The 26,586-nt window shown below is 71.5% G+C and carries 19 protein-coding genes and 1 riboswitch; of the genes, 8 read left to right on the top strand and 11 right to left on the bottom strand.

Going from position 1 to position 26,586, the window contains the following annotated elements; genetic code table 11:
* The first annotated feature begins 61 nt into the window (after nt 1-61).
* The gene (locus AB0C82_RS04185; protein WP_362836074.1) at nt 62-1,651 is read left to right on the top strand and encodes a DUF5691 domain-containing protein; all 1,590 of its coding nucleotides are present in this window, start codon (nt 62-64) and stop codon (nt 1,649-1,651) included.
* Nucleotides 1,652-1,758: 107 nt separating this feature from the next.
* Here AB0C82_RS04185 and AB0C82_RS04190 read toward each other — a convergent pair whose 3' ends face one another.
* Complete coding sequence (locus AB0C82_RS04190; protein WP_362836076.1) at nt 1,759-2,172, bottom strand: cobalamin B12-binding domain-containing protein; 414 nt, start codon at nt 2,170-2,172, stop codon at nt 1,759-1,761.
* Between the two features lie 399 nt (nt 2,173-2,571).
* Here AB0C82_RS04190 and AB0C82_RS04195 point away from each other — a divergent pair, with 399 nt between their 5' ends.
* Together AB0C82_RS04195 and AB0C82_RS04200 are read left to right on the top strand one after the other, a co-directional pair.
* Nucleotides 2,572-3,468 (top strand): alpha/beta fold hydrolase, encoded by an 897-nt coding sequence (locus AB0C82_RS04195; protein WP_362837041.1) that lies wholly within the window; start codon nt 2,572-2,574, stop codon nt 3,466-3,468.
* A 290-nt stretch (nt 3,469-3,758) separates the two neighbouring features.
* Nucleotides 3,759-5,366, top strand: a complete 1,608-nt coding sequence (locus tag AB0C82_RS04200; RefSeq protein WP_362836078.1) for a peptidoglycan DD-metalloendopeptidase family protein — start codon at nt 3,759-3,761, stop codon at nt 5,364-5,366.
* A gap of 75 nt (nt 5,367-5,441) precedes the next feature.
* Here AB0C82_RS04200 and pcrA read toward each other — a convergent pair whose 3' ends face one another.
* Nucleotides 5,442-7,880 (bottom strand): DNA helicase PcrA, encoded by a 2,439-nt coding sequence (pcrA, locus tag AB0C82_RS04205; RefSeq protein ID WP_362836080.1) that lies wholly within the window; start codon nt 7,878-7,880, stop codon nt 5,442-5,444.
* A gap of 260 nt (nt 7,881-8,140) precedes the next feature.
* Nucleotides 8,141-8,306, top strand: a riboswitch (cyclic di-AMP (ydaO/yuaA leader).
* On the opposite strand from pcrA, the gene AB0C82_RS04210 reads away from it, so the two are divergent.
* Nucleotides 8,305-9,501, top strand: coding sequence for an NlpC/P60 family protein (locus tag AB0C82_RS04210; protein WP_362836082.1), 1,197 nt, complete (start codon nt 8,305-8,307; stop codon nt 9,499-9,501). (Overlaps the previous riboswitch by 2 nt.)
* A gap of 76 nt (nt 9,502-9,577) precedes the next feature.
* Here AB0C82_RS04210 and AB0C82_RS04215 read toward each other — a convergent pair whose 3' ends face one another.
* Complete coding sequence (locus AB0C82_RS04215; RefSeq protein ID WP_362836084.1) at nt 9,578-9,931, bottom strand: hypothetical protein; 354 nt, start codon at nt 9,929-9,931, stop codon at nt 9,578-9,580.
* 321 nt (nt 9,932-10,252) lie between these two features.
* Between AB0C82_RS04215 and AB0C82_RS04220 the strand changes: the two genes are divergently transcribed.
* A complete protein-coding gene (locus AB0C82_RS04220; protein ID WP_362836085.1) occupies nt 10,253-11,323 on the top strand; it encodes a C40 family peptidase in 1,071 nt (356 codons plus the stop codon).
* Between the two features lie 13 nt (nt 11,324-11,336).
* Here the strand turns inward: AB0C82_RS04220 and AB0C82_RS04225 are convergent, their stop codons facing one another.
* Both AB0C82_RS04225 and AB0C82_RS04230 read right to left on the bottom strand, forming a co-directional pair.
* Entirely contained in the window at nt 11,337-12,032 is a 696-nt protein-coding gene (locus tag AB0C82_RS04225) for a response regulator transcription factor (protein ID WP_362836087.1), read from the bottom strand.
* On the bottom strand, nt 12,029-13,315 hold the full coding sequence (locus AB0C82_RS04230; RefSeq protein ID WP_362836089.1) for a PspC domain-containing protein: 1,287 nt from the start codon (nt 13,313-13,315) through the stop codon (nt 12,029-12,031). Before AB0C82_RS04230 ends, AB0C82_RS04225 begins: the two co-directional genes overlap by 4 nt.
* Nucleotides 13,316-13,500: 185 nt before the next feature.
* On the opposite strand from AB0C82_RS04230, the gene AB0C82_RS04235 reads away from it, so the two are divergent.
* Nucleotides 13,501-14,829: a PspC domain-containing protein gene (locus AB0C82_RS04235; RefSeq protein ID WP_362836091.1), complete on the top strand. Its 1,329-nt coding sequence runs from the start codon at nt 13,501-13,503 to the stop codon at nt 14,827-14,829.
* Nucleotides 14,816-15,079: a hypothetical protein gene (locus tag AB0C82_RS04240; protein ID WP_362836093.1), complete on the top strand. Its 264-nt coding sequence runs from the start codon at nt 14,816-14,818 to the stop codon at nt 15,077-15,079. Before AB0C82_RS04235 ends, AB0C82_RS04240 begins: the two co-directional genes overlap by 14 nt.
* Here the strand turns inward: AB0C82_RS04240 and AB0C82_RS04245 are convergent.
* From AB0C82_RS04245 to guaA, 6 genes are all read right to left on the bottom strand, one after another.
* The gene (locus AB0C82_RS04245) at nt 14,986-15,495 is read right to left on the bottom strand and encodes a DoxX family protein (RefSeq protein ID WP_362836095.1); all 510 of its coding nucleotides are present in this window, start codon (nt 15,493-15,495) and stop codon (nt 14,986-14,988) included. The genes AB0C82_RS04240 and AB0C82_RS04245 overlap by 94 nt on opposite strands.
* Nucleotides 15,496-15,573: 78 nt before the next feature.
* Complete coding sequence (locus AB0C82_RS04250; RefSeq protein WP_362836097.1) at nt 15,574-20,787, bottom strand: caspase family protein; 5,214 nt, start codon at nt 20,785-20,787, stop codon at nt 15,574-15,576.
* A 104-nt stretch (nt 20,788-20,891) separates the two neighbouring features.
* Complete coding sequence (locus AB0C82_RS04255) at nt 20,892-22,160, bottom strand: hypothetical protein (RefSeq protein WP_362836099.1); 1,269 nt, start codon at nt 22,158-22,160, stop codon at nt 20,892-20,894.
* 113 nt (nt 22,161-22,273) lie between these two features.
* Complete coding sequence (locus tag AB0C82_RS04260) at nt 22,274-23,056, bottom strand: class II aldolase/adducin family protein (RefSeq protein WP_362836101.1); 783 nt, start codon at nt 23,054-23,056, stop codon at nt 22,274-22,276.
* Between the two features lie 93 nt (nt 23,057-23,149).
* Nucleotides 23,150-23,908: a class I SAM-dependent methyltransferase gene (locus tag AB0C82_RS04265; RefSeq protein WP_362836102.1), complete on the bottom strand. Its 759-nt coding sequence runs from the start codon at nt 23,906-23,908 to the stop codon at nt 23,150-23,152.
* A gap of 128 nt (nt 23,909-24,036) precedes the next feature.
* Nucleotides 24,037-25,629, bottom strand: a complete 1,593-nt coding sequence (gene guaA, locus AB0C82_RS04270) for a glutamine-hydrolyzing GMP synthase (protein WP_362836104.1) — start codon at nt 25,627-25,629, stop codon at nt 24,037-24,039.
* A 359-nt stretch (nt 25,630-25,988) separates the two neighbouring features.
* On the opposite strand from guaA, the gene AB0C82_RS04275 reads away from it, so the two are divergent.
* Nucleotides 25,989-26,291 carry a chorismate mutase gene (locus AB0C82_RS04275; protein WP_362836106.1) on the top strand — a complete coding sequence of 101 codons (303 nt, stop codon included), beginning with the start codon at nt 25,989-25,991 and terminating at the stop codon, nt 26,289-26,291.
* The last annotated feature ends 295 nt before the right edge of the window (nt 26,292-26,586 follow it).

The raw sequence follows: 26,586 nt of genomic DNA on the forward strand, positions 1-26,586 counted from the left end.
ACCGATGACCCCACCGCACACGAACGCGAACACAGACGCCCACACGACCAGCGTGTCGCCGATGCCCTGGGAGGAGCTCGTCACCTCGGCACTGCTCGGCACCGACCGCCGGCCACCGGCGGACGGGCCCGGGAGCGCCGACGGCCCGGTAGCCCTGCTGGACGCGGCGGCGCTGCAGACCGTGCGCCGCAGAGCCGGTCTGCTGCCGGGACCGGCCGCCGAGCGGCCGGATCCCGCGCCCGCCGACCCCCGCCCGCCGCTGCCGGCAGCCGCCCGGCACAGACTCGTCCAGCTGCTCGCCGACCGCTCCGCCCCGTCAGGCGGCAGCGGTCGCCGCGGCACGGCTCCCGATCTCACGGAGCTCCTGCCGCAGTGGCTGGCCGCGGCGAACCAGCACGGCTTCCGGGCACCGGCGGTCGTCCTTCCGGCCCTGCTGGACGCGGCGCGTGCGCGCACGGACCTGCGTGCGCACGTCCTGGGCTTCGCGGGTCCGCGCGGACTGTGGCTCGCCAGGATGAACCCGGAGTGGAAGTTCGCGCTGCGCGGCACCCCGGGCGGTTCGCTCCCGTCCGTCGAGACGGACCCGGACGCGGTGCGGACCCTGTGGGAGGAGGGCCTGTTCGCCGAACGGGTCGCGCTCCTCGGATCCGTACGGCGCCGGGAGCCGGCCGCCGCGCTCGCCCTGCTCTCCACCACCTGGTCCACCGAGCGCGCCGAGGACCGGCTGATGTTCCTCGACTCGCTGCGCACCGGTCTGTCGGGTGCCGACGAGGCGTTCCTGGAGGAGGCACTTGCCGACCGCAGCCGTAACGTCCGTGCGACGGCTGCCGAGTTGTTGTCCGCACTGCCGCACTCGGCCCTCGCCGAGCGCATGGCGTCCCGCGCCACGTCCTGCGTGAATCCCGATCGCACGGGGGAGGTCGCGTCCATCGCGGTGGAGGCCCCGCACGAGTGCGACGCGTCGATGCAGCGGGACGGCGTCGTGCCGGTGCCGCCCGCGGGACGCGGGGAGCGGTCCTGGTGGCTGGGCCAGCTCGTGGAGGCGACCCCGCTGAGCACGTGGCGTGAGCGGTTCGGCGGGCGTTCCGCGCAGGAGATCGTGGGCCTGCCGGTCGCCGACGGCTGGACCGAGGAACTGCACGCCGCCTGGTGCCGGGCCGCGGTACGGCAACGCGACCCGGAATGGGCCCGCGCCCTGCTCGGCACCCCCTCGACGCCTCCGGCGAACGGTCCGGGCACGGCGTCGCTCGCCGAGCGCTCGAAGCTCCTCGCCACCCTGCCCGGCAAGGAACGGGCCCTGTGGGTGGCCGACTTCGTCGCCGCGCACGGCTTGTCGGAGGCGTTCCAGCTGCTCGGGGTCTGTGCCGTGCCCTGGGACGGGCCGCTCGGCCGCTCGGTCGTCGATGCCCTCGACATCGCCCGGGACGCCGGGAGTTACCCGTGGAGCTTCAGCGGAGTGATGGGTCTCGCCGAGCGCTGCCTCGATCCGGCCGAGGCCGACCGGCTCGAAGTCCTCACCACCACTCCGGACGAGCCGGAGGGCGCGTCACCCGGCGCGGGTGGCTACTGGTCGGAGGCGTTCCAGCGCCTCGTGTCCACGTTGCGCCTGCGCTCCGCCATGGACAGGGAGCTGACCCCCGGGTCGCCGTGAACGGAGGCGGTGCGGGGGACGCCCGCGCACGGCCCACCGACCGATCGGGCCGGTCGGCGGGCAGCGGCGAGCGGGCGGCCGTGAGCGGGTGTACCGGAAGCGGCCGGTCAGGCGCCCGCCGTCTGACGGACGTTGGCATTCACCCAGTCGACGATCGACGTCGTCGTCGCACCCGGGGTGAAGATCTCCGCGACGCCCTGCTCCTTCAGCGGCGCGATGTCCGCCTCCGGGATGATGCCGCCGCCGAACACCTTGATGTCCTCGGCCTCGCGCTCCTTGAGGAGCGCGATCACCTTCGCGAAGAGCGTGTTGTGCGCACCGGAGAGGATCGAGAGGCCGATGGCGTCGGCATCCTCCTGGATCGCCGTGTCGACGATCTGTTCGGGCGTCTGGTGGAGACCGGTATAGATGACCTCCATACCGGCGTCCCGCAGCGCCCGCGCGATCACCTTGGCTCCACGGTCATGGCCGTCGAGTCCCGGCTTGGCCACCACCACACGGATCGGACCGGTCACACCCATCACTGCCTCCACATGGATCTCCCGCGCCTGAAGGGCCGGGGATGTGAACGAACGTTATCTACAGCATCCCGCAAGCCGCCGTTTCGCGGTGGACGGGGAGGGGGAAATCACACATGGGACATGTTCGCTACGCGTCGTTCCTGGACCATGTGGCCCATCAGCCGCACGGGAACAGCCGCAAAGGGAGCCGCTGCGAGGTCGCCGTACCACCGCGCCGTCAGCCGCACGGCACGGTGGTACGGCTCCACGGCCGATCACCCGATGACCGGCACCTTCGCACCGACACCCCCATGAAGGCATTCGGGACCGGAGCCGCCTCCCGTCTGTCAGTGCAGGAGGTCGGCCATGAAGGTCCTGTCCTTCCTTTACCCGCTGTTGCGCACCCCTCTCCCCCCACTCATGCGCACTCCGTGCGCACTCCCCGCCCGGCTGTCATCCGCGCTGGTCAAAGCCACCGTGCTGGAGATCGTGATCCTCGCCGGGCACATCCTCATCTACCCCACCGGCGTCACCCCGGAGCGCCGGGACGCCACTCCTCCCGCACCGGGACCCGCAGCCGCACCGGAGCCCGAACCGACGCCCGCCCCCCTCGGCAGCGCCGGGACCGAGCCCGCCGGACCCACCGCACTGCTCGCCGGCGCAGGCACCGGCCGGCCTCCCGTCGTGCTGCTGCACGGGTTCATCGACAACCGCTCGGTGTTCGTCCTGCTGCGGCGCTCGCTCGCCCGGCACGGCTGGCGCCATCTGGAGTCCCTCAACTACTCGCCGCTGACCTGCGACATCCGCACGGCGGCCGAGCTGCTCGGCCGGCATGTCGAGGAGATCTGTGTCCGCACGGGCCACCGTGAGATCGACATCGTCGGGCACAGTCTCGGAGGCCTGATCGCCCGCTACTACGTGCAGCGGCTCGGCGGCGACCAGCGGGTGCGCACCCTCGTCACGCTCGGCACCCCGCACAACGGCACCTCCGTCGCCGCGCCCGCGAGCGCCCACCCCATCGTCCGCCAGATGCGCACCGGTTCCGCCCTCATCACGGAGCTGCGCAGGCCCGCTCCCGGCTGCCGCACCCGCTTCGTCAACTTCTGGAGCGAGCTCGACCGAGTGATGGTGCCGGTCGAGACGGCCTGCATGGACCACCCGGATCTGGACGTGGTGAACGTGCGCGTCTCGGGCATCGGCCATCTCGCCCTGCCGGTGCACCCCGCCGTCGCGGCGGGCATCCGGGAGGCCCTCGAGTCCCAGGACGCATCTCCGGACGCCGCCGCCGGCAGTTCCGGGACCGCTTCGGTGGCCTGAACCGGCCCGAACAGGGCCTGTTCCGGACCGGAGATGGATCGGAACGGGCCGGAACGGATCCGGTGCGTGGAGAGATCAGGGACCCATAAATAGAACGTATTTCGAACGTAGGGCCAAGGCTGCGCCTGCTGTCCGCCGAAAGACGGCCGATTGCCCGTTTCCTGAACAGCCGGAACCCGGCGAAGATTGTCGTCGTCACGTACCGCCGGGTACAGTCGCGGCCACTGGTTTCCCTGGAGTCCCCCACGGGCACGGGAACAGGTCCTGCTGCCGAGGCGAGAGAGAAGTTGGTGAACGACCAGCACCCCCACGCCGGGTATGTCGACTACGACAACAACCCCACCGGCAGCTTCGACACCGATCCCCTCTTCGGCACTCTCCCCGGTCAGCACGACGGCGGTTACGACAGTCCTCCCGCCCACGGCTACGACACCGGCGGCTACGGGAGCGGCTACGACAGCACCCAGGGCGCCACGTACGGCTACGACAACGGCTACGCGTCCACCGGGCAGGGCCACAGCGGCGAGTACGACTCCACCCAGTGGGACACGGGCGCGCACCGGACCGCCTCGTACGACGCCTACCCCGCTCACCCGCACGAGACCCAGCAGCCGCAGCACGAGTCGCAGCAGGCGCCGCAAGCGCAGCAGTACGACAGCACCGGGCAGTGGGACACCTCCGGTTGGGTCCAGGCCGGTCAGGCCGAGCAGTGGGGGACGACCGACACCGGCGCCTTCCCCACCAGCACGTTCGCCTCCACGGGCTACGGGACCGGGACGTACGCCACCGGCGAGTTCGTGGACGCGGGTGCCGACACGGGCGCCTACGACGCCACCGCCTGGAACTCCGGCGCCACGCCCGAACAGGCGCCGTACGAACCCGAACCGGTGTCACCCACCGCATACGAACAGCAGCCCGTCGAGCAGCAGGCCGCATACGAGCCGTTCGAGGCATACGACCCGTACAAGCCGTACGAGACAGCCGAGTTCGACGCCACTGACGTGGACACCGACGCCCACGCGTACGCCACCGAGGCACACGAGACCGCGGCCGAGTCAGAACCCGCCGACGAGTCCGACGTCCCCGCCGCCGCGTCGCACCCCGTCGTCGGCCCCCGCCCGGCCGGCCGCGCGCCCAGGGGCGGTGCGGGCAACCGCGGCCGACGCCGTACCCCCGCCAAGCGGTCCGCACTCCTGACCGTCGCCGTTCCGTCGGCCTGCGTGATGAGCGTCGCGGGCATCGCGGCCGCCTCGGTCAGCGGGATCGCCGGCGGCGAGGAGAAGAAGAGCGACACCACCTCGATGGCGGCCGCCGACCCCGCCACCGTCAAGCCGGTGACCGCCAACAACGAGCTGGACACCCAGCTCGCCAACCTCAGTGCCGACGCGGACGACTTCGCCGACCGTGCCAGCCGCACCCAGGAGCGCATCGACCTGCGCGAACGGCAGGTCGCCGAGAAGAAGAAGCGCGAGGCGGAGGCCGCACGCCGCGAGGCGCTCCGCCCCAAGTTCTCGCTCCCGGTCGCCCAGCACGGCCTCAGCGCCTACTACGGCCAGGCGGGCGTCAACTGGATGTCCGTGCACACGGGAGTCGACTTCCCCGTCGGCTACGGCACCCCGGTGCTGGCCGCGACGGACGGCACCGTACGCACGCAGTTCAACACCGCCTACGGGAACATGATCATCTTGACGGCGGCCGACGGCACCGAGACCTGGTACTGCCACCTCAGCAGCACCCGGATCCGCTCGGGCTCCGTGCAGGCGGGCGACACCATCGGGTACGCCGGGGATTCCGGGAACTCCACCGGCCCTCACCTGCACTTCGAGGTCAGGCCCGGTGGCGGCTCGGCGATCGACCCGATGCCCTGGTTCCGCAGCCACGGCCTCAATCCGAACTGATTTCTGCTCACGTATGACTGTGGCCCCGTCCTTCGCAGGACGGGGCCACAGTCATACATGGGCAGGGCAGGGCGGCTACAACTTCTCCACGGGCGCGTAGCGCAGGAGGAGCTTCTTGGGACGCTCGTCCCCGAAGTCGACCGTCGCCTTGGCCTGGTCGCCGAAGCCCTCGACGGCCGTGACCGTCCCCAGACCGAACTGGTCGTGCGTGACGCGGTCCCCCACCACCAGGGCGACCACCGGCTTGTCCGAGGTACGCCGGGTGGCGAAACCCGAAGGCCCGGACTTCGAGCGCGAGGACGACAGCGAGGACATGACACCCGACGTCGGTCCGGCCGGAGCGGCCATGGGGCCCTTGCGCTTCCACTCCAGGTGCTGGTCCGGGATCTCCTCCAGGAACCGCGAGGCCGGGTTGTACGAGGGCTGGCCCCAGGCACTGCGCATCGCGGCCCGCGTCAGGTACAGCCGCTCACGGGCGCGGGTGATGCCGACATAGGCGAGCCGCCGCTCCTCCTCCAGCTCCTTCGCCTGCCCCAGCGCCCGCATGTGCGGAAAGACGCCGTCCTCCATGCCGGTCAGGAAGACGACCGGGAACTCAAGCCCCTTGGCCGTGTGCAGCGTCATCAGCGTGATGACGCCGGAGCCGTCCTCGTCCTCGTCGGGGATCTGGTCGGAGTCGGCGACCAGGGCCACCTTCTCCAGGAACTCGGCGAGCGTGCCGGCCCCCTCCTCCTGCGCGCGCTCCTGCTCGAACTCGAGGGCGACAGCGGCCAGTTCCTGGAGGTTCTCGATGCGGGTCTCGTCCTGCGGGTCGGTCGACGCCTGGAGTTCGGCGAGATAGCCGGTGCGCTCCATGACCGCTTCCAGGACGACCGCCGGACCCGCCCCGGACTCGACGATCGTGCGGAGCTCCTCCATCAGCGTGTTGAACCGCTTCACGGCGTTGGTCGAGCGGGCCGCCATGCCGTACGCCTCGTCGACGCGGCGCAGGGCCTGCGGGAAGGAGATCTTCTCGCGCATCGACAGGGCGTCGATCATCGCTTCGGCGCGGTCACCGATGCCGCGCTTGGGCACGTTCAGGATGCGGCGCAGCGGAACGGTGTCCTCGGGGTTGGCGAGGACCCGCAGGTAGGCCAGGACGTCGCGGACCTCCTTGCGCTCGTAGAAGCGCACACCGCCGACGACCTTGTAGGGAAGTCCGACGCGGATGAAGATCTCTTCGAAGACACGGGACTGCGCGTTCGTACGGTAGAAGACGGCGACGTCGCCCGCCTTGGCGTCACCCGCGTCGGTGAGCCGGTCGATCTCGTCGGCGATGAACTGCGCCTCGTCGTGCTCGGTGTCGGCGACGTACCCCGTGATCCGGGCGCCGCTGCCGGCGTTCGTCCAGAGGTTCTTGGGGCGGCGGCTCTCGTTGCGCTCGATCACCGCGTTGGCCGCGGACAGGATCGTCTGCGTGGAGCGGTAGTTCTGCTCCAGCATGATCGTGGTGGCGTCCGGATAGTCCTCCTCGAACTGGAGGATGTTGCGGATGGTCGCGCCCCGGAAGGCGTAGATCGACTGGTCCGCGTCACCGACGACACACAGCTCGGCGGGCGCCTCGGCCTCACCTGCCGGGCCGACGAGCTCCCGTACGAGCGTGTACTGCGCGTGGTTGGTGTCCTGGTACTCGTCGACCAGCACGTGCCGGAAGCGGCGGCGGTAGTGCTCGGCGACGTCGGGGAACGCCTGGAGCAGATGCACCGTCGTCATGATGATGTCGTCGAAGTCCAGGGCGTTGGCCTCGCGCAGCCGTGCCTGGTAGAGCGCGTAGGCCTGGGCGAGGGTCTTCTCGAAGCCGTCGGCCGCCTGCCCGGCGAAGGTCTCCTCGTCGATCAGCTCGTTCTTGAGATTCGAGACCTTGGCCGTGAACGCCTTGGGGGGATACCGCTTCGGGTCGAGGTCCAGATCGCGGCAGACGAGCGCCATCAGCCGCTTGGAGTCCGCGGCGTCGTAGATCGAGAACGACGAGGTGAAGCCGAGACGCTTGGACTCGCGCCGCAGGATGCGTACGCACGCGCTGTGGAAGGTCATGACCCACATGGCGTTGGCACGCGGTCCGACGAGCTGCTCGACGCGCTCCTTCATCTCGCCCGCGGCCTTGTTGGTGAAGGTGATCGCCAGGATCTGGCCGGGATGCACCCCGCGCTCGGCCAGCAGGTGGGCGATCCGGTGGGTGAGCACCCGGGTCTTGCCCGATCCGGCACCGGCGACGATGAGCAGCGGCGAACCGGCGTGCACCACGGCGGCGCGCTGCTCGGTGTTCAGCCCGTCGAGCAGCGCCGCGGCGTCGATGACCGGACGGGGCGCTCCGTCGCGGTAGTACCCCTCGCGGGGCGGCGGGGGCGCGTCGAAGACGCCCTCGAAGAGACCCTCCGGCACCGCTTCGGGTGCGTGGTCCTCGGGAGGCGGCGGGGGCCCTTCCTCCGAGTTCTGGAGGCCGGTCAGGAAGCTGTCGTCAAAGAGGCTGCTCATCGCTTGACGAGTCTAGGCGGCCCCACTGACACCCCGGGGCCGCATTCCGCAGGACGGCCCCCCGGCCGTGCGCGTACGGAGACGGTCCGGCCACACCCCGTGAGGCGGGAGGAGCCCGCTCCGGCTCCGTACATACCGATTTCCCCAAGGTCACGAACATGTATCGGGCATATCGAACATCAACCTTCACAGGGACGCCACGGGTTGGCTAGCGTGCTCCGACGGGTGGCCCGTACCCCCTTGAGGCGAACCACGCCGAGCGGACACCCACGCCGAATCCGGGCTGCCCGCAGGGGCATTCGGAACCGGGGACCCACACGCAGCACCGGGGTGAATCGGTCCACAACCCTCACTTGGACCGTAGGGCAGCCTTCCGTTCCGCCCGAACCCGACAGCTAACCCGGTAGGCGGTCCACGGAAGGAGATGCCGGCCTTGGCGTCGCATCGCAAAGCGCGCACCCGTTTGCGCACCACCTCACCCGGCGTCGGAATCACGACGGCGGCGCTCGCCTCTGTGACTCTGCTCTCCACGCAGACCGCGACGGCCGCGCCCGCCGCACCCCGCCCCAGCATCGAGGACGTCCAGAAGAAGGTCGACGACCTCTACCGGCAGGCAGGCACGGCCACCCAGCAGTACAACAAGGCGAAGTCCGCGTCCACGGACCAGCGCGCGAAGGTCGACGGGCTCCTCGACGCGGCGGCCGAGCGGGCGGAGAAGCTGAACGAGACGCGCCGTGAGCTGGGCCAGTTCGCGGCGGCGCAGTACCGCAGCGGCGCTGTCGCCCCGACGGCGACGTTCTTCCTCGCGGAGGACCCGCAGTCGTACTTCGACCAGGACCAGCTGATGGCGCGCATGACGAGCCAGCAGCAGAAGACGGTCTCGGACTTCCGTACGCAGCAGAGCGAGGCGGCGGAGAAGCGCGCCGAGGCCACCAAGAGCCTGGAGACGCTCACCGAGGCGCAGACCACGCTGCGCACCAGCAAGCAACAGGTGCAGGAGAAGCTGACCGAGGCGCGCACCCTGCTGTCCGAGCTGACCGCCGAGGAGAAGGCGCGGCTCGCGGAGCTGGAGCGCGAGAAGGAGGCGGAGGCCAGGCGCAAGGCGCAGGAGCTGGCCCGCCAGCAGGCCGCCGCGGCGGAGGCCGAGCGCCAGGCGCAGGAGGAGGCGGCGGCGAAGGAAGCCGCCGAGGACGCCGCGCAGGAGCCCGCCCAGCCGGACACCGGTACGGACACGGGCACGGGCAGCGGTGCGGACGCGGACAGCAGCTACGCGGCGAAGGCGGACAAGGTCCTGGCGTTCGCGGCGGCCCAGATCGGCAAGCCGTACGTCTGGGGAGCGACGGGCCCCTCCTCGTACGACTGCTCGGGGCTGACGCAGGCGGCGTGGAAGGCGGCGGGCGTCGATCTGCCGCGTACCACCTGGGACCAGGTCGAGGTCGGCACCCGGGTGGCCACCGCGGATCTGCAGCCGGGTGACCTGGTGTTCTTCTACGACGACATCAGCCACGTCGGCATCTACAAGGGCGACGGCATGATGATCCACGCGCCGAAGCCGGGTGCGAACGTGCGCGAGGAGTCGATCTACTACATGCCGATCTACGGCAGCGTGCGGCCGGCCTAGCGGCCGGGGGAGACCTTCCCGGCGGCCGGACGGGCCCGACAGGAGCGCCCGTCCGGCCGCCGGACCGCACCGGGACTCAGGTCCAGAGCGTGGCGATGAAGATGTTGGCGACCGTCAGACCGCCGACCGCCGCGAACTCGCCCCTGCCCGCCCTCTCCTCGTCCCGCCTGACGTAGACGAGCGCGAGGATCACGACCAGGATCAGCAGCTTGACGCCGATCTTGATGTTGTTCACCGTCCGGTCGTCGGCCTGGTTGAGGCCCACCAGCGCGACTCCCGTGATCAGCATGGTCAGCGCACCGTGCAGCATGGCCGGTACGAATCGGGCGGTGCCCGGCCCCATCGCCTTCACCTGGGTCAGGAAACCGCCGAGCAGCGCGGCGATCCCGATGATGTGCAGAGCGACGAAGACATTGATCAGTATGGCCATGAATCGGGAGCCTGGCGGGGCCCTTATCATCCCTCGCCCGCCAGGTGGCGGTTCCTCATGACTTCGCTCGCGCCTGCCCGAATTGCCTTACCCTGACGTCTTTTTTCCGGTCGCGCAGCGGTAGCGAAACGTCACATCAAGGCAAAAGCTGTCATGACGACCCTTTCCCGTGTCCTGGGTTTAGCGTCCCTTCCCAGGTGACCGATTTCCACCGCCGTCCCGTACCTCCCGTACGTCCCCTCCGTGCCGGACGGCACCCGGTCACCGCCGGGCCCGCCGGTAGCTCCCGACGGGCAGACGAACAGGAAGGATGCCGCCCTCGTGGCAGCACACCGGAAAGCCGCTCACCGGAAGCCCAAGCAGCGCCTGTTCACCGGCTCTGCTGCCCGCACAGCGGCGACCCTGGCCTTCGCCGGGGCCGCGACCACCACCGCCTTCGACGGTGCGGCACACGCCGAACCGCAGCTCACCCCGGCCCAGGTCAGGGCGAATATCGACCGGCTGTACCACGACGCCGAGGTCGCCACCGAGCGGTACAACGGCACCAAGGAGCAGGCCGACGCGACCGCCAGGTCCGTCGACCGGCTGCGCGACGAGGCCGCCCGCCGGACCGAGCGCCTCAACACCGCACGCCACACGCTCGGTTCGCTGGCCACCGCGCAGTACCGTTCCGGCGGCATCGACCCAGCCGTCCAGCTGGCGCTCTCCTCCGACCCCGACCAGTACCTGCGGCGCGCCTCGTATCTGGACCGGGCCGCCGACCGCCAGGCCGGTCTGCTCAACGGGATCCGCCGGCAGGTCACCGGCGCCGCCCAGCTGCGCGCCCGGGCGGAGGGTGAGCTCGCGACGCTCACCGCACGCCGGGCCGAGCTGACGAAGCACAAGGAGACGGTCCGCACGAAGCTGGCCGACGCCAGGCGTCTGCTCGGCACGCTGACCGCCGGCCAGCGCGCCGACTACGAGCGCGCGGCCGACACGGCGCACGGCGGCGCGGCCGTCCGCGCCGACCGCGGCACCCCGCGCGGCGCGGTCGACGCCCCGCACGCCCGTGCCGCACAGGCCGTCGACTTCGCGTACGGGGCGATCGGCAAGCCGTACGTCTGGGGCGCCACCGGCCCCTCCTCCTACGACTGCTCCGGCCTCACCCAGGCCGCCTGGCGCGCCGCGGGGGTCTCCCTGCCCCGCACCACGTACACCCAGATCAACGCCGGGCAGCGGGTGTCCCGCTCCGAGCTCGCTCCCGGTGACCTGGTCTTCTTCTACTCGGGCATCAGCCATGTCGGGCTCTACATCGGCGGCGGCCAGATGATCCACGCACCGCGACCCGGTGCTCCCGTCCGCATCGCGCCGATCGACCAGATGCCGTTCGCCGGAGCGACCCGGGTGGCCTGAGGGAGCTCGTGGATCAGACCAGCCTGCGTGCCGTCGCCCACCGGGTCAGCTCGTGCCGGTTGGACAGCTGGAGCTTCCTGAGCACGGCGGAGACGTGCGACTCGACCGTCTTCACCGAGATGAAGAGCTGCTTGGCGATCTCCTTGTACGCGTATCCCCGGGCGATCAGCCGCAGCACCTCGCGCTCGCGCTGCGTCAGCCGGTCCAGGTCCTCGTCGACCGGCGGCGCGTCGGTCGACGCGAAGGCGTCGAGCACGAAGCCGGCAAGCCGCGGCGAGAACACCGCGTCGCCCTCCTGCACCCGGAAGACCGAGTCGACGAGATCGGTACCCGTGATCGTCTTGGTGACGTAACCGCGGGCACCGCCGCGGATGACACCGATGACGTCCTCGGCGGCGTCCGAGACGGACAGCGCCAGGAAGCGCACCGGGTTCTCGGCCGCGCCCATCATCGGGGCACAGCGCCGCAGTACCTCGACGCCGCCGCCGCCCGGCAGATGGACGTCGAGGAGGACGACCTCGGGGCGGGTCGCGGTGATGACCGTGACGGCCTGGTCGACGTCGGCGGCCTCACCGACGACCTCGACCCCGGTCTCCTCGGTACGGCCGATCTCGGCCTGGACTCCGGTACGGAACATCCGGTGGTCGTCGACGAGCACGACCCGTACCCGTCGCTCCGGGCCCCCGGTGGCTTCGGTGTTCTCGGTCATTCGCTCGCCCTTTCCATCTCCAGCTCGACTTCCGTGCCCCCACCGGGCACCGAACGCAGCCGCGCCGTACCGCCGTTGCGCTGCATCCGGCCGATGATTGATTCTCGTACGCCCATCCTGTCGCCCGGAACCGAATCCAGGTCGAATCCCGGACCGCGGTCCTTCACGGAGACGAAGACGGTGCGGCCCTCGACCTCCGCGAACACCTGGACCGCGCCGCCCTCGCCACCGTACTTGGCGGCGTTCACCATCGCCTCGCGTGCGGCCTGCATCTGGGCGGCGAGCTTCTCGTCGAGGGGGCAGTCGCCGACGACGACGACCTCCAGGGGTACGCCGTGCTTGTCCTCGACCTCGGCGGCGGCGCGCTTGACCGCCTCGGCGAGGCTGGACGGTTCGTCGTCCTCGTCCTTGCCGGTGCCCTCGGGGTTGTAGAGCCAGTTCCGCAGCTCGCGCTCCTGGGCGCGGGCCAGCCTGCGGACCTCGCCCCCGTCGTCAGCGTTGCGCTGGATCAGGGTGAGGGTGTGCAGGACCGAGTCGTGCACATGGGCCGCGACCTCGGCGCGCTCCTGGGCGCGGATGCGCATGAGCCGTTCCTCGGAGAGGTCCTGCGTCATCCGCACGAGATAGGGGCCGGCCAGCAGGGCGATGCCGGTGAGCACGGCGATGGCGGCGGTCAGGACGTTGCCGAGCTGCGCCGCCGAGCCGCGCACCACCATGAAGACGGCGAGGCCGAGGCCGACGAGGGCCACACCGGCGAGCGCGCGGGCCAGGTGCAGCACGCGGCGGCGGCGGCCGACCTCCATCCAGCGGGCCCGCCGCGCGTTGTCCGCCTGGCGCCAGACCAGTACGGAACCGGCGCCGATCAGGAGCGTCGGCCAGATGTAGCGGTCGGCCTCACTGCCCATGTCGACGTTGCCGACGAAGATCACGGCGCCGATGACCAGCGCGACGAGCGCGAAGAACTGTCCCTTGTCCGGCTTGCGGAGCCGTCTCCTGCCGTCCGGCGCGGTCTCGAAGACGGAGCGAGGTGCGTCCACTCCCCCGACGCCGAGCGGGACGACGATCCAGAACACGGCGTACAGCAGGGCGCCCAGACCGTCCGCGAAGAACAGCCCGAGGAACAGGAACCGCACCCAGGCGACGGGCAGGCCGAGGTGGCCCGCCAGTCCGCGCGCGACACCGCCGAGCAGTCGCCCGTCGGCGCTGCGGTACAGCTTGCGGACGGGCGGCTCCTCCGGGTCGGAGGAGACGGAGCTCGCGGCTCGGGCGGTGGCGGCTGGCATACGACGATCGTCACACGGGCCCGCGGGTGCCGGCATCAGGGTCGGGCCCCTATTCGACCCTGACGCCCGCGCGGAGCGGGCGACGCCGCCGCCACGGCCCCCAGGGGTCGCCTGGAGGCAATATCAGGGACCTGCCAGGGTCGGGGCGGGTGCCGCGGGGGCGTACGGACCGTCACCATGGGGACATGACCGCTACCCAGGACGCCTCCCCCGGTGTCACAACGCCCCCGGAGGAGAAACCGCAGCTGCACCGCAGCCCGCGGCAGAAAGTGGTGGCCGGGGTGTGCGGCGGGCTCGGCCGGTACTGCGACGTCGATCCGGTGATCTTCCGGATCGTGCTCGGCGTCCTCTCGGTGACCGGCGGCATCGGACTGATCTTCTACGGCTTCGCCTGGCTGCTGATCCCCATGGACGGCGAGGAGGAGAACGAGGCGCGCAAGCTGCTGTCGGGCCGGGTCGAGGGTGCTTCCCTGATCGCGCTCGTCCTCGCTCTCGTCGGCTGCGGGCTGTTCCTCTCGATGCTGCACAACGGCGGGATGCTGGCCTTCGCCGCGATGCTGTCGCTCGCCGTCATCGGCTCCACCGTCTGGGCGCAGCACCGCAGGACGGCTCCGCCCGACGCCCCGCCCGACACGGCGTCGGCGCAGGCGGCCGGGGCCACGCCGGGTCACGGCGCGCCCCCCGAGGTGAAGGCCCCGCCGACGCCGGGCAGCCCCTCCTGGTGGCGCGATCCGATCGTCAAGGACGGCACATCGGGCCCGATGGGACCCGGCTACCTCTGGGGCCCGCAGGACGCGCGGATCTCCTCCCGGGAGGCAGGAGCGCCGACGGCGACGGCGGACGCCCCGTACAGCGCCCCCTACCGTCCGCGGGGGGCCCGGGGGCCGCGGTCGATCGGCGGCCTGGTCTTCTTCCTGGCGCTGGTCGCGGGTGGCGTCGGCACGGGCCTGAGCTGGGAGGGCAGTCCGCTCGGTACGTCCCTTCAGATCGGGCTCTGCGCCGCGCTCGGAGTGTTCGCGCTCGGGCTGGTGGTCAGCTCGTTCCTGGGGCGCACCGGCTTCGGCACGATCTTCCTCACGGTCGTCACGGCCGGTCTGCTGGCCGGTGCGTCGGCCGTACCGAAGGACATCGGCACGGACTGGATCCGCGAGGAGTGGAATCCGGCCTCGGTCGCGGCCGTCCAGCCGCGGTACGAACTGGGTACCGGAGTCGCCCGGCTCGACCTGTCCGAGGTCGCCGTACCGAAGGGCGACACCGTGATGACGGCCCTGGAGGTCGGCGCGGGCCGCGCCGTCGTCGTCGTACCGGCTGACGTGACGGTGAAGGTCCACGCCGAGGCCGGCCTCGGGGACATCCGGATGCCGGCCCAGAAGCCCGGCGACGTGGACGTGGGCCCGGACCGGACCGTGGAGCAGACTCTCGCGCCGCCGGCGGGCGCCGGGCCGGCCGGCACGGTCGAACTGAGACTGGAAGTCGGCGTGGGACAAGTGGAGGTCATCCGTGCTGCTTCATGAATTCCGGCCGGGCCGAGCGGTGGCGGGCCTCGCGATGCTCACCCTGGCCGCCGGTTACGCGGCCGACGCGGCGGGCGGGTGGGATGCCACGTGGACGTTCTTCCTGCCGGTGTTCCTCGGCGGTCTCTGGCTGGCCGCGACGATCACCTGGGTGAGTTACAGGGTGCGTCGCCGTCGCGCCGCCAGGAAGGCGTCGGCGGAGAACGCGGCGGCGCCGGCCAGCACCAGCGGCAGCCAGGCCATGAGATAGATCAGGTCGTTGCCGTAGTAGTACGGCTCGGTCTGCCAGCTCACGGTCAGCCAGAGGCTGAGCGAGATCAGCGCGCCGCCGGCCGCCGCGAACCGTGCGAACAGCCCGACGAGGGTGCCGATCCCGACGAGGAGTTCACCGACCGCGATGGCGTAACCGAAGCCCACGGGGCTCTTCAGGGCGAGGTCGACGAGGGCGGGGATCGCGGACGAGTCCCGCACCGCGTTCATCATCTCGCCGATGGAGCCGGGCCCGTCGGCGGACATGAAGGCGCTGTCGGTCAGCTTGTCCAGACCGGCGTAGACGAAGGTGACACCGAGGAAGATCCGCAGCGGCAGGAGCGCGTGCTGCCGCGCCAGCCCGCGCAGACTCCTCGGTTCGCTGAGTCCGTAGCCGTTGGTTCCGTAGCCGCTCATGGCCGCCCTGCCTTCCCTTGACCCGTCACCAGACCTTACGTACGGGGCGATCGTGCTGCTCATCGGGCGTGCGGCCGATCAGCGGACACCTGCGGCCCGGGGCACCAGCGCCCAGGCCCCGGCCACCGTCGTGGCCACGTCGGGCACGACCAGACCGAGTGCGCGCAGCCGCCCGGCGACGTCGCCGACGTCGGTGGAGAGCCGGTGGGCGGCGAGCAGGAGGTGTTCGAGGCTCACGGGTTCGCCGAGGGGCACCCACTCGCCGTCAGGCAGGGCGTCCTCCCTCAGCAGGAGCAGCTCCTCCGGCCGGTACGGGTCGAGCGGGTAGTCGGCGGGCGAGATGCCGGCGCCGGCTGCCCGGAGGTGTCGTGCGACGTCGTACGGGGAGAGGCGGTTCAGGTGCGAGACGATCCGGACGAAGGCCGGACGGACGGAGAGATCGTCGCGGATGCCGCCGATGACGTAGCGGTACATGGCCGCGTAGCTCCTGTCCGGCAGCTCGTTCAGCCAGTCCCTCTCGCCGAAGCCGCCCTCGTCCGCCGTCAGCGGGTTCACGGTTGCTCCGAGCGCCTGCAGACGCGCGCGGGCCTCGTCCACGGTCATGCCGGTCGCGTCGGCTGCACGCACCACGTGGCGGGAGGTGACGTGGGTCAGCTGAGTCACCCAGGGGTTGTACGGGCTGCCGTCCATTCTGAGCAGGATCTCGTCGGTGTCGTGCACCTCCGGCAGACTTTCGCTCCAGGCATCGGGGACGACCAGCCCTCGCAGCCGCATGGCCTGCGCCGTCCGGTCCCGCTCCCAGCCCAGTTCGGTGGCCGCCTGGATCACATGGGCGAAGGGGACCGTCTCGTGTCCGGCCTTCCGCGTGTACGGGATCCATCGCCCGGCCAGCATCCGTTCCGTCCGCTCGTCGCCCAGACCGACAGGAGGCTCGGGCAGCTCGGCGGGCGCCATGCCCAGGCCGGTCAACCGGTCCCGTACGTGCGTGACGGTCCAGCCCAGCCGTGCGGCCGTGATCGTCAGATGAGCGACCGGCACCGGTACCCGGGGGTCGAGCCCGTTTCGCGTACGCGTGTCCGCACCGTAGACCTTGGACAACAGCACGAGATCGTCCCGGTCGAGGGCGTCCGGGAGGTCTCCGTAGGGGACGTCGACCGCGACGGAGCGCAGCAGCCGGGCGACCTCGGGGAGGGTGCTGTACGTCTCACGGGCCAGCGCGTGCAGGTCCAGGAGCGTGGCGGGCCCGCGAAGATCGAGCCGCGCCCGTCCCGCGACCGGGAGGACGAGCAGATCCATGGCTGCCTGCTCGGGCAGCTCGTCCTGGGGAAGCCCGGCGTCCACGAGACAGCCGTGGGCCTCCAGCAGCCGGACCGCGCGGTCCCTGGTGCAGTTCTTCACCCGGGCCATCCGGTGCACATCGGCGAGGGAAGCCACCGGGCGATCACCCTCCTGCCCGGGCGCGGTGAGTTGCCAGCCGGTGCTGAGGTCGTTGAGGTCGTCGGGGCTCTGCGTCGGGCACCGGTGGTCGCTGAGCACTCTCCGCACCTCGTGGACACCGAGCCCGCGGGCCTCCGCCAGCTCGAGGATGTGCTCGTGACCGGTCACCTCCAAGCCTGCGGAACGCCCCGGACGGCGCTCCTCCAGGTCGCGGAACAGCCCGGCTTCCACCGACTCCGCGTCAAGGAGTGGCGAGCAGGACGTCGTGTCATATCCGAGGTCCTGGAGGAGCGCCAGCACCTCAGCCAGTTCCTGGGGCCCGCTGTCAGGGCACGCGCTCATCAGCTGACGCGGTCCGATCTCACCGCCCGGACGGACCGACGGCCTCAGACCGTCCGCGTCCTGGCTGGTCAGGCGGGTCAGTTCGGCGGTGGACAGCAGGGTGACCTGTTCGGGCACCGGCAGCGAGAGGTTCAGTTCGGCAAGGCGACCGGCGGCCCAGCCGCGGGACTCGTGCAACATCTCGGCCCGCTCGTACAGGAGCGCGGGCGAGACCCACGCGTCCCACAGGGTGAGCGAGTCCTCCTCACCCTCACCGGTGTGGCCCAGCAGCTCCGCGTCCGAGGGAGCCGCGGGGCGCAGCCGTACGGTGCCGAGGTCGGGCGGACACAGGTCTCCCAGAGCCGCGCGTACCTCCTGCGGAAAGTGGGCGGCGTAGCGCCAGAGCGCGAGATGCGCGGGGAGGTGCTTGGACATGTCTCCGGACCTGTACGGGGACCCGCGCCGCTCCATGTTCCGCCCGCCCGCCCAGGTGGCCCTCAGCCCACGGTCCCCGAGCCAGAACCCGGTGCCCCGGAGGAGGGCTGTCCCGTCCTGGTAGACGAGTTCCGCGGCCACTCTGACCAGTCCGGCCACGACCGCGTCGGCGATCCTCGGCGCCACGTCCGCGATCCTCTCCAGCCACGCCACCGTGAGCACGTCGCTCTCGCTCAGTGCCTGGGCAGCGTCCTTCTTGCCGAGCAGGGCGAAGAGGGCGGGAGCCACCTCGTCGAGGATCTCGGACCGGTTCACGGAGAGCCGGGGCAGCTCCTTCTTGCCCGAGGCCTGGAGCACCGGACCCCGGAGATTGACGACGGCCCCGCGCACCACCATCGCGTCTCCCCTGCCCCGCGCCTCGTCACCGTCCCCCCGGAACCAGTGCCCGCGCACCGAGATGCCGTCCACCAGCAGCGCTCCGCCGCGCTCGCACCAGAAGACCTTGCCGCCGGGCACCGGGGCGAGGGCCCCCTCGGCGACGATGGCCTGGTCCGTCCCCGTATCGGGCTTGCTGGTGTACTCCTCCGGCTCCCAGGTCTCCGCGTCGGTTCCCACGTGGTCCGCCTCCGTACGGAAGCGGGCCACGCCCAGCACCGACCGCAGCACCTTCACGCACGAGAAGTTCTTGAGGTCCTCGCGCAGGTAGAGGCGGATGCGGGTGCCGCAGGCGTCCCCGGCGAACTTCGGCTCCTCCTGGCACTGGGCCACCTGGAAGAGGTGCTCCGGTCCGTCGATGGTGACGCGCAGCGCGGTGGACTCCGCGTTGCCGTCCGGCCGGAACTTGCGGGTGATCACCTCGATCTCGTCGGCGATCATGAAGTAGCTCAGGACGCCGATGCCGAAGCGGCTGTTCTGCTGGACGGTGATGCCGAGCTGCCGCCAGGTGAGCATCTCCTCCTGGAACGAACTCAGATGGGAGAGCCGGGCACCGCCCTGCGCGAAGGAGTGGAGCAGCTCGCGGCGGCCCATGCCCGAGCCGTTGTCGACGCAGTCGACGTACCAGCGGCCCCGGGTGTGGTCCAGCTGCTGGGTGAACACGATCGCACCCTCCCAGCCCAGGCCCTCCCCCTGCTTGGCGAGGACCCGCTGCCTCGCCTCGCGCACCTGGCAGGCGTCCATCGCGTTCTGGTAGAGCTCGCGGATGGCCAGGTGCCGGTCCCCGTACAGCGCCTCGCCGGTCAGCAGATCCCGTACGCGCGTGGCGTCGAGACCGAACCGGGTGGCGATCGGATAGAACCGCGGCTCGCCCGTCTCGGGGTCCAGCTCCGGTTTCACCTCGATGTCCGACGCCCGGCTCGGCAGATCGGCGAGCCCGGGAATCCGCAGGTTGCTGCAGAACAGTCCGTCCAGCGCATGTACCTGCTCCTGGAGGGCGACCATCAGCGCCTGGTGGCCGCACTCGGCCGCCAGCGTCAGGGTGCCCCTGTTCCCCGTCGGCATGGACCACCGGGCGCCGTCGACGGCGAGCCGTACGCGTGCGAGCCCGATGGGCTCACGGCCCCCCAGGTGCTCGACGAGGACCGAGGGGAGCTCGCTGCGGTCGAGCGCCATGAGGCGGGCGACGCAGAGCATGAGCCCGACGCGCTGGCAGGCGGGCCCGTCCTCGGGCGCCCGCGCCGCCAGGACCGGCGGTTCGGCCAGCACACCGGCGCCGTGCCGCATCGCCCGGAACAGCCAGGACACGATCGGCGGGCTGAACTCCTCCTCCAGCTCGTCGGTGCCCGCCAGCATGTTCTGGAGGAAGCGGACGAGGTCGTCGGAACGGTCGTGCGCGTTCCCGGGGTCGCAGCGGGTCTGGTGGAGCACCCATGCCTCGGCGACCCTGCGGTCGCGCCGCGAAGCCCCGGCGGCCCCCTGGCGATCACCGGGCGGGCCGTCCGCTCCGCCACCGGGGTCGGTCTGCCGCTGGAGTCTCGGGTACTGGTCCCACTCGGTGCGCAGGTCCCGGTAGTCGGCCCGCGCCGCCAGCCGGACGCGGAAGCCCAGGTACAGCACGGGCACCACCGCGAGCAGAGCGGCCTCGGCAGCGGTGAACGCGGCGACGTCGGGACGGCCGACGAGCTCGGCCATCCGCGCGGAGGCCCGCAGGTCCGACTCCCAGTCGAGCCAGGGGTCCTCACGCAGCTTCTTCCGCTCGGACGCCAGCTCCTGGTCGAGGGCGCGGACCACGGTCTCCGCCTGCGCCCGCCACTCGTCGGCCTCCTGCGGGTCTGCGACCTTGTCCCACACCGGGTGCTCGCGCACCAGCCGGACCCGCCGGCCCTCGGTGGGCCGCTCGGGCAGGACGACGAACCGGGGGCCGCCGGTCTCACCGCCGAGCCGGGGCACCTGCGGGGGCGGCGGATTCGACTGCCGGGTGCGCAGATCCGCCATCGCCGACTCCAGCAGGGTGCACAGCCGGTCGGCGAGCAGTGGGCCCTGGGCGTCGGCGAGCACCTCCCGGAAGGCTTGTGTGAAGAGGCTGAAGCGGGCTCCGTCCGGACCCGCGACGGCCGCGGGCCTGTCCGGCTCGCACGCCATCAGATAGCCGAGCTTGTCCGTGCCGGACGGCACCTTGAACGCACTGCCGTCGTCCTCGTCGAGCCGGTCACGGCAGGCGTCCACGACGAACAGGATCTGCGCGGCGGCGCTCCGCCCCGCCTGCTCGGCCCAGTCGCTCTCCAGGTTCACGTTGGTCGTGGAGAGCGACTGCGCGCTGCGCGTCTCGACGGAGGAGTCGGAGCCCGCGAACCAGTGCTGCCTGTCGTGGTGGAAGCCGTGGCCGCTGAGGAAGACCATCAGGCGCTCGCCCTCGCGCCCGCCGGCGATGAACCGGGCGATCGACTGGACGAGTTCCTTGCTCTCGAACTTCCGGCAACCACTCTCCGGATCGATCGCGTACCCCTGGTCGGTGAGCGCGCTCCGCAGTTCGCGGTATTCGTCGTCCAGGTAGTCCAGCGACGGCCAGACCGTGGAGACGTACTCCGGTACGAACAGGAGCAGTGCCCGGTGCGAGGGGCCCGCCGAGGTCGGATGTGCTGCTGAACTGTCCACTGTCATCCCGGTCACGCATCCCGTCGCCGCCGCCTGCCCGACCCCTGGAATCGTACTGGGGGCGGACCAACCGGGGGACCCGCGCGCACAGTTGTGCAACCGGTCAGGTCTCAGTCGGTCACGTCGATGACGACCCGGTTGGTCTCCACCCCGGCGGCCGTGACGACCTGGACGTCCACGACGCCGGGTTCGACCTCCACGGGCACCGGCACGGTGAGCACGGTGTCGGTGGGGTTGGCGAAGCCTCCGGCGACGGGGATCAGCGGGACGTGGACGTGGACCCGGCCGATCCTGACGACCATGCGGGCCAGCCGGTCCGGGCTTCCCGCCCCGGGAGGTACGAAACCGGCGCCACGGATCTCGATGTCGTCCCCGGTACGGATCGGCGCGTCCAGGTCCCCGGCCTCCCGGGTCCGCACGACCGAGAGGATGACCGGGCGGCCGCCCTCCGCGTACTTCCCCGCGAAGTACGTCGCGGCGGAGACCGCCACCAGGAGCGCGAGCCCCCAGGGAAGGTCGGGCAGCTGCTCGGGGCGGCGGGCCAGGCGGACCGCGGCGAACAGGACGGCGACGGCGCTGACCAGGACGTACTGCACATCGGTGAAGCTGCCGCGCCCGGAGTCGTCGGTGAGCAGGTCGGCGGCGCGCGGCCGGTCGGCCCTCAGCTTCTGCAGGCGCTGGGCCAGGACGCGTACGGTCACCACCCGCCGCACGAGGACGGCGACGGCGCACACCAGCGCGAGCACGGTCAACACCCCGGCGGAGCGCACCAGGTCCAGGCCCTCGATCAGCTCGTCGCGGTCCGCGTGCGCGGAGGCGCCCGCCAGCTGGAGCGCGAGGACGAGCACGGAGAAGACGGCGAGGAGGACCCATGAGGCGGCGACGGTACGGGAGGTGGAGAGCCGGTTGTCCTCGCCGATCAGCGGGGCGAGGAGACCGCCGCGCGCCCGGTGGAAGCGGGCGGCGCCGGTCAGCAGGCCCGCGGTGACGAGTCCGGCGAGCAGACCGGCGGTGCGGGCGGTGGACCAGCCCGCGCCGACCGCGGTGGCCGTCTCGCCGATGACGAGGGCGGCGAGACCGCCCCAGACGACGAGCAGGGTGCGCCGCCAGACCTGGTGGAGCCAGGCGTCTCCCGCCTCGCGGCCCCGGTCGGCGACGGTACGGGCCGATTCGGTCAGCTCGTCGGACACCCACTGCCGGGAGGCGGACGCCGACTGGGCGACCCCTGCCGGCAGCCCGTTGCCCGCGGCCAGTTCGTCCCGCTTGGTCAGGAATGCCGCGACCGCTCTCCTGTGCCCTTCGCGTGCTCCGTGCGGGCAGTCGCCGCACGTACAGCCACCGCCGTGCGTGCTGCTCTTTCTCGCCTCGTCCAAAGCCACGAAGAACGCCGCCCTTTCCGCTCGCTCACCGGCCAACTCACCGTCGATTTCTGCGAATTGTGCCGTACTGGACGACCGGTCACCGCATCGGGGCGAAGGGACGGCCCCATTCGTCAGAACGTTCGACTGATGCGCTGCCACAGGGGCTGGTAGTTGATCCAGGCCACGAGGTCGCTGCCCAGCTGTTCACGGGTGGCGACGGCGTCCCGGTGCTCGATCTGCACGGGCTTCCCCGCGGCCCGCGCGGCCAGCTGGACCTGGCACGAGCGCTCCAACGAGAGGAACCACCAGGCCGCCGCGTCCACCGAGTCCCCGACCGTCAGCAGCCCGTGGTTGCGCAGGATGATCGCCTTGTGGCCGCCCAGCGCGCTCGCGATCCGCCGCCCCTCCTCCTCGTCCACGACGACGCCCGTGTACGCGTCGTAGAGCGCGTGGGCCTCGTAGAAGGCGCATGCCTCCTGGGTGATCGGTTCGATGAGCTCCCCGAGCGTGGAGAGGGCCCGTCCGTGCAGCGAGTGGGTGTGCGCGACGGCGACGACGTCCGGGCGCGCCCGGTGGACCTGGGCGTGCACGGCGAACGCCGCCTGGTTGACGTGGAAGCGCCCCTGGACGACCTGGCCGTCGCCGTTGACCAGGATCAGGTCCTGCGGTCCGAGGTCCTCGAAGGGCGCCCCGAAGGGATTGACCCAGAAGCAGTCCGTGAGTTCCGGGTCCCGCGCGGTGATGTGCCCGGAGACGCCCTCCTCGTACCCGTACCGTCCGAACAGCCGCAGCGCGCCAGCCAGCCGCTCCCGGCGGTACGCGCGTTCCTCGCCCGGCGACGCGTGGACGGGCGGCATGGCGAACCGCAGCTGCTCGACAGGTATGGGCGCGGGCGTGACGGCGGGCTCGGACACGGTGGCTCCTCTGGCTCCCGGGACGTACAGGACCGGAAGTTACCTCCGGCCGTCCGAGGTGGCCAGAGTGCGCACCTCAACGATTGGGTACGGTCAGGCGCTCAGCACGAGGTAGGCGAGGCCGAGCGTTCCCCGGTAGCCGCCGTAGTAACCGGTGCGGCGGGCGTCCACCGCGGCGACGACCCCGTCGTGCAGTGGGTGCGTGGGGTTCGCCAGGGCCCAGCGCTCGCCCCTTCCGATGTTGGCGTTCGACTCGAAGAGGTCCCATTCCCGCTGGTCCGCGACGGTCACCTGGAGCGGGCGCAGCCCGGCGGCCTCGGCGTGCCGGATCAGCCCGAGCAGGGTGGGGAAGTCGTCCGGCCCGGCCTCCAGGCCCTCCAGCACGGCCGCCGAGGGCTCCTTCTCCCAGAACCCGTCGCCGAACAGCACCCGGCCCCCGGGCCGCACGGCCGCACGCAGCGCCTTCAGCGCCTGGGGCACGCCACCCGGCCAGGCATGTGCGGCGCCGATCGAGACGGCCAGGTCGTAGTCGCCGCCGGTCCAGTCGGCGGCGGGGACCTCGTGGAACCGGACGCGCTCGGCGAGGCCCCGCTCCCGCGCGAGACGCAGGCCGCGCTCGACGGCTTCCGGGTCGGTCTCCACACCGTCACCGGTCGCGCCGGGTCCCGCGGCCTCGACGAGCCGCATCAGCAGCTCGCCCCAGCCGCTGCCGAGGTCCGCGATCCGCGCCCCGTCGGCGGGATCGCAGGCGGCCACCAGCTGCGCCGCGTGTTCCTCGGAGAGCGGGGTGTTCCAGACCAGGCGGTCGTTGTGGGCGGCGGACATCAGGGCGCGGATCTCATCTGCGGACATAGGCGCGGAGCCTCGCACGGGTCCTCGCGCGACGCCACCGGTTTTCGGGGCCCCTCCTGCCCCGAACGCGGTGACGCCGCCGCCCTCCTGGGAGGGCGGCGGCGTCACCGGTCGACATCCGGGTGGGACTACTCCCACTCGATGGTGCCCGGCGGCTTGCTCGTGACGTCGAGGACGACGCGGTTGACGTCGGCGACCTCGTTGGTGATGCGGGTGGAGATCTTCGCCAGCGTCTCGTACGGCAGGCGCGACCAGTCGGCCGTCATCGCGTCCTCGGAGGAGACCGGGCGCAGGACGATCGGGTGGCCGTACGTGCGGCCGTCGCCCTGGACACCGACGCTCCGCACGTCCGCGAGGAGGACGACCGGGCACTGCCAGATGTCACGGTCCAGTCCGGCCGCGGTCAGCTCCTCGCGGGCGATGGCGTCGGCCTCGCGGAGCAGGTCGAGCCGCTCCTTGGTGACCTCGCCGACGATGCGGATACCGAGACCGGGGCCGGGGAAGGGCTGGCGCTGGACGATCTCCTCGGGCAGCCCGAGCTCCTGGCCGACCATCCGGACCTCGTCCTTGAACAGCTGGCGCAGCGGCTCGACGAGCTTGAACTCGATGTCCTCGGGAAGCCCGCCCACGTTGTGGTGCGACTTGATGTTGGCGGTTCCGGTTCCGCCGCCGGACTCGACGACGTCCGGGTAGAGCGTGCCCTGCACGAGGAAGGCGACGTCCTCGCCACCGGCGGCCTCGGCCACGATCTCGGCCTGGGCCTGCTCGAAGACGCGGATGAACTCGCGTCCGATGATCTTCCGCTTCTGCTCCGGGTCGGAGACACCGGCCAGCGCGTCGAGGAAGCGCTTCTCCGCGTCGACCACCCTGAGCTTGACGCCCGTGGCGGCCACGAAGTCCTTCTCGACCTGCTCGGTCTCGCCCTTGCGCATCAGCCCGTGGTCGACGTAGACGCAGGTGAGCTGGGAGCCGATGGCCTTCTGGACGAGTGCCGCGGCGACCGCGGAGTCCACGCCGCCGGAGAGGCCGCAGATGGCGCGCTTGTTGCCGACCTGCTCGCGGATCAGCGCGATCTGCTCCTCGACGACGTTGGTGGTCGTCCAGTTCGGCTCGATGCCGGCACCGCGGTAGAGGAAGTGCTCCAGGACCTGCTGGCCGTACGTGGAGTGCATGACCTCCGGGTGGTACTGGACGCCGTACAGCTTCTTCTCGTCGTTCTCGAAGGCGGCTACCGGTACGACGTCGGTGGACGCGGTGACGGTGAAGCCCTCGGGCGCGGCGGAGCAGGCGTCGCCGTGCGACATCCACACCGGCTGCTCGTCGGGCGTGCCCTCGAAGAGCGTGGAGCCGCTCTTGGAGACGGTGAGCGCGGTGCGGCCGTACTCACGGGCGCCGTTGTCGTCGACGGTTCCGCCGAGCGTGGTCGCCATCAGCTGGAAGCCGTAGCACATGCCGAAGACGGGGACCCCGGCCTCGAACAGCGAACGGTCCAGGGTGGGCGCCCCCTCCGCGTACACCGAGGACGGGCCGCCCGACAGGATGATCGCGCGCGGGTTCTTGGCCAGCATCTCGGCCACCGGCATCGTGGACGGGACGATCTCGCTGTAGACCCGCGCCTCACGGACACGGCGGGCGATGAGCTGGGCGTACTGCGCGCCGAAGTCGACAACGAGAACCACGTCGGTGGTGATGTCGGGGGCGGCGGGGGGTGCTGCTGGCACGGGGCGGCCTTCCGGCGGTGGAGAGGGGGTCGTACTCGTAATTCTACCGGCCGTGGAACACCTCCCCCCGCCCGGCGGATCCCGGTCCCCGTGAGGGCGCACCGGGAGGCCCGCGCCGCCCGCCGTCTCAGCATCCGGGCCCGGCTTTGGCCCGGCGGCCGGGACGGGGTCATACTGGGCGCCATGCGTCAGCACACGATCTTCGTCTTTACCTATGGCACCCGGCCCGCCGGCTGCCATGGTCGTGCTGCTTGAGCTACTGACAAGCAACGTTCCAGGCGCCCCGGGCCGACAGGCCCGGGGCGTTCTGGCGTTCCGGGCCTGTCGCTCCGGGGGCCTCACCCCACCAGGAGTCCCTCATGAGCAGCACCGCCCCCGCCCGGACGGCCACCGAGCAGACCGGCGCGCACACCGACGACGCCGCCTCGCTGATCGGCGACGCCCGCAGCCGCATCGACACCCTCGACGACCGGATCATCGGCCTCGTCCAGGAACGGATGGCCGTTTCGGCGGTCATCCAGGAGGCGCGGATCACGTCCGGGGGCCGCCGGGTGAACCTCTCCCGCGAGATGGAGGTCCTCGGCCACTACCGCGAGGCACTCGGCAAGCCGGGCACCTCGCTCGCCATGACGCTGCTGGAGCTGTGCCGCGGCCGGGTGTGACGTACGGCGCGAACGTACGGCCGTACCTGCGTTCGGGCCGGGTCTCACCCGTACGGCGCGTGACCGGTGCCGCACCGGCTTCGTTGGTCCGGGTGTCCGTGCCAACCAGGGGCGGCATCGGTAGGAAACCACGCGTGGCTCCGCTGGGGTGTGTGACGTACCGCAGGTACGTCGTGGGACCGCATCCCGGCGCGCGTGACCGGTCGGCAGGGGACAGCAGCCCGGTCACCCCAAGTGCGGTCGGTTTCGGGGACGCCCGAACCGGCCGCATCCGGTCCCACGGTTGCGCAGACCG

Source organism: Streptomyces sp. NPDC048560 (assembly GCF_040650955.1).
GTDB lineage: Bacteria > Actinomycetota > Actinomycetes > Streptomycetales > Streptomycetaceae > Streptomyces.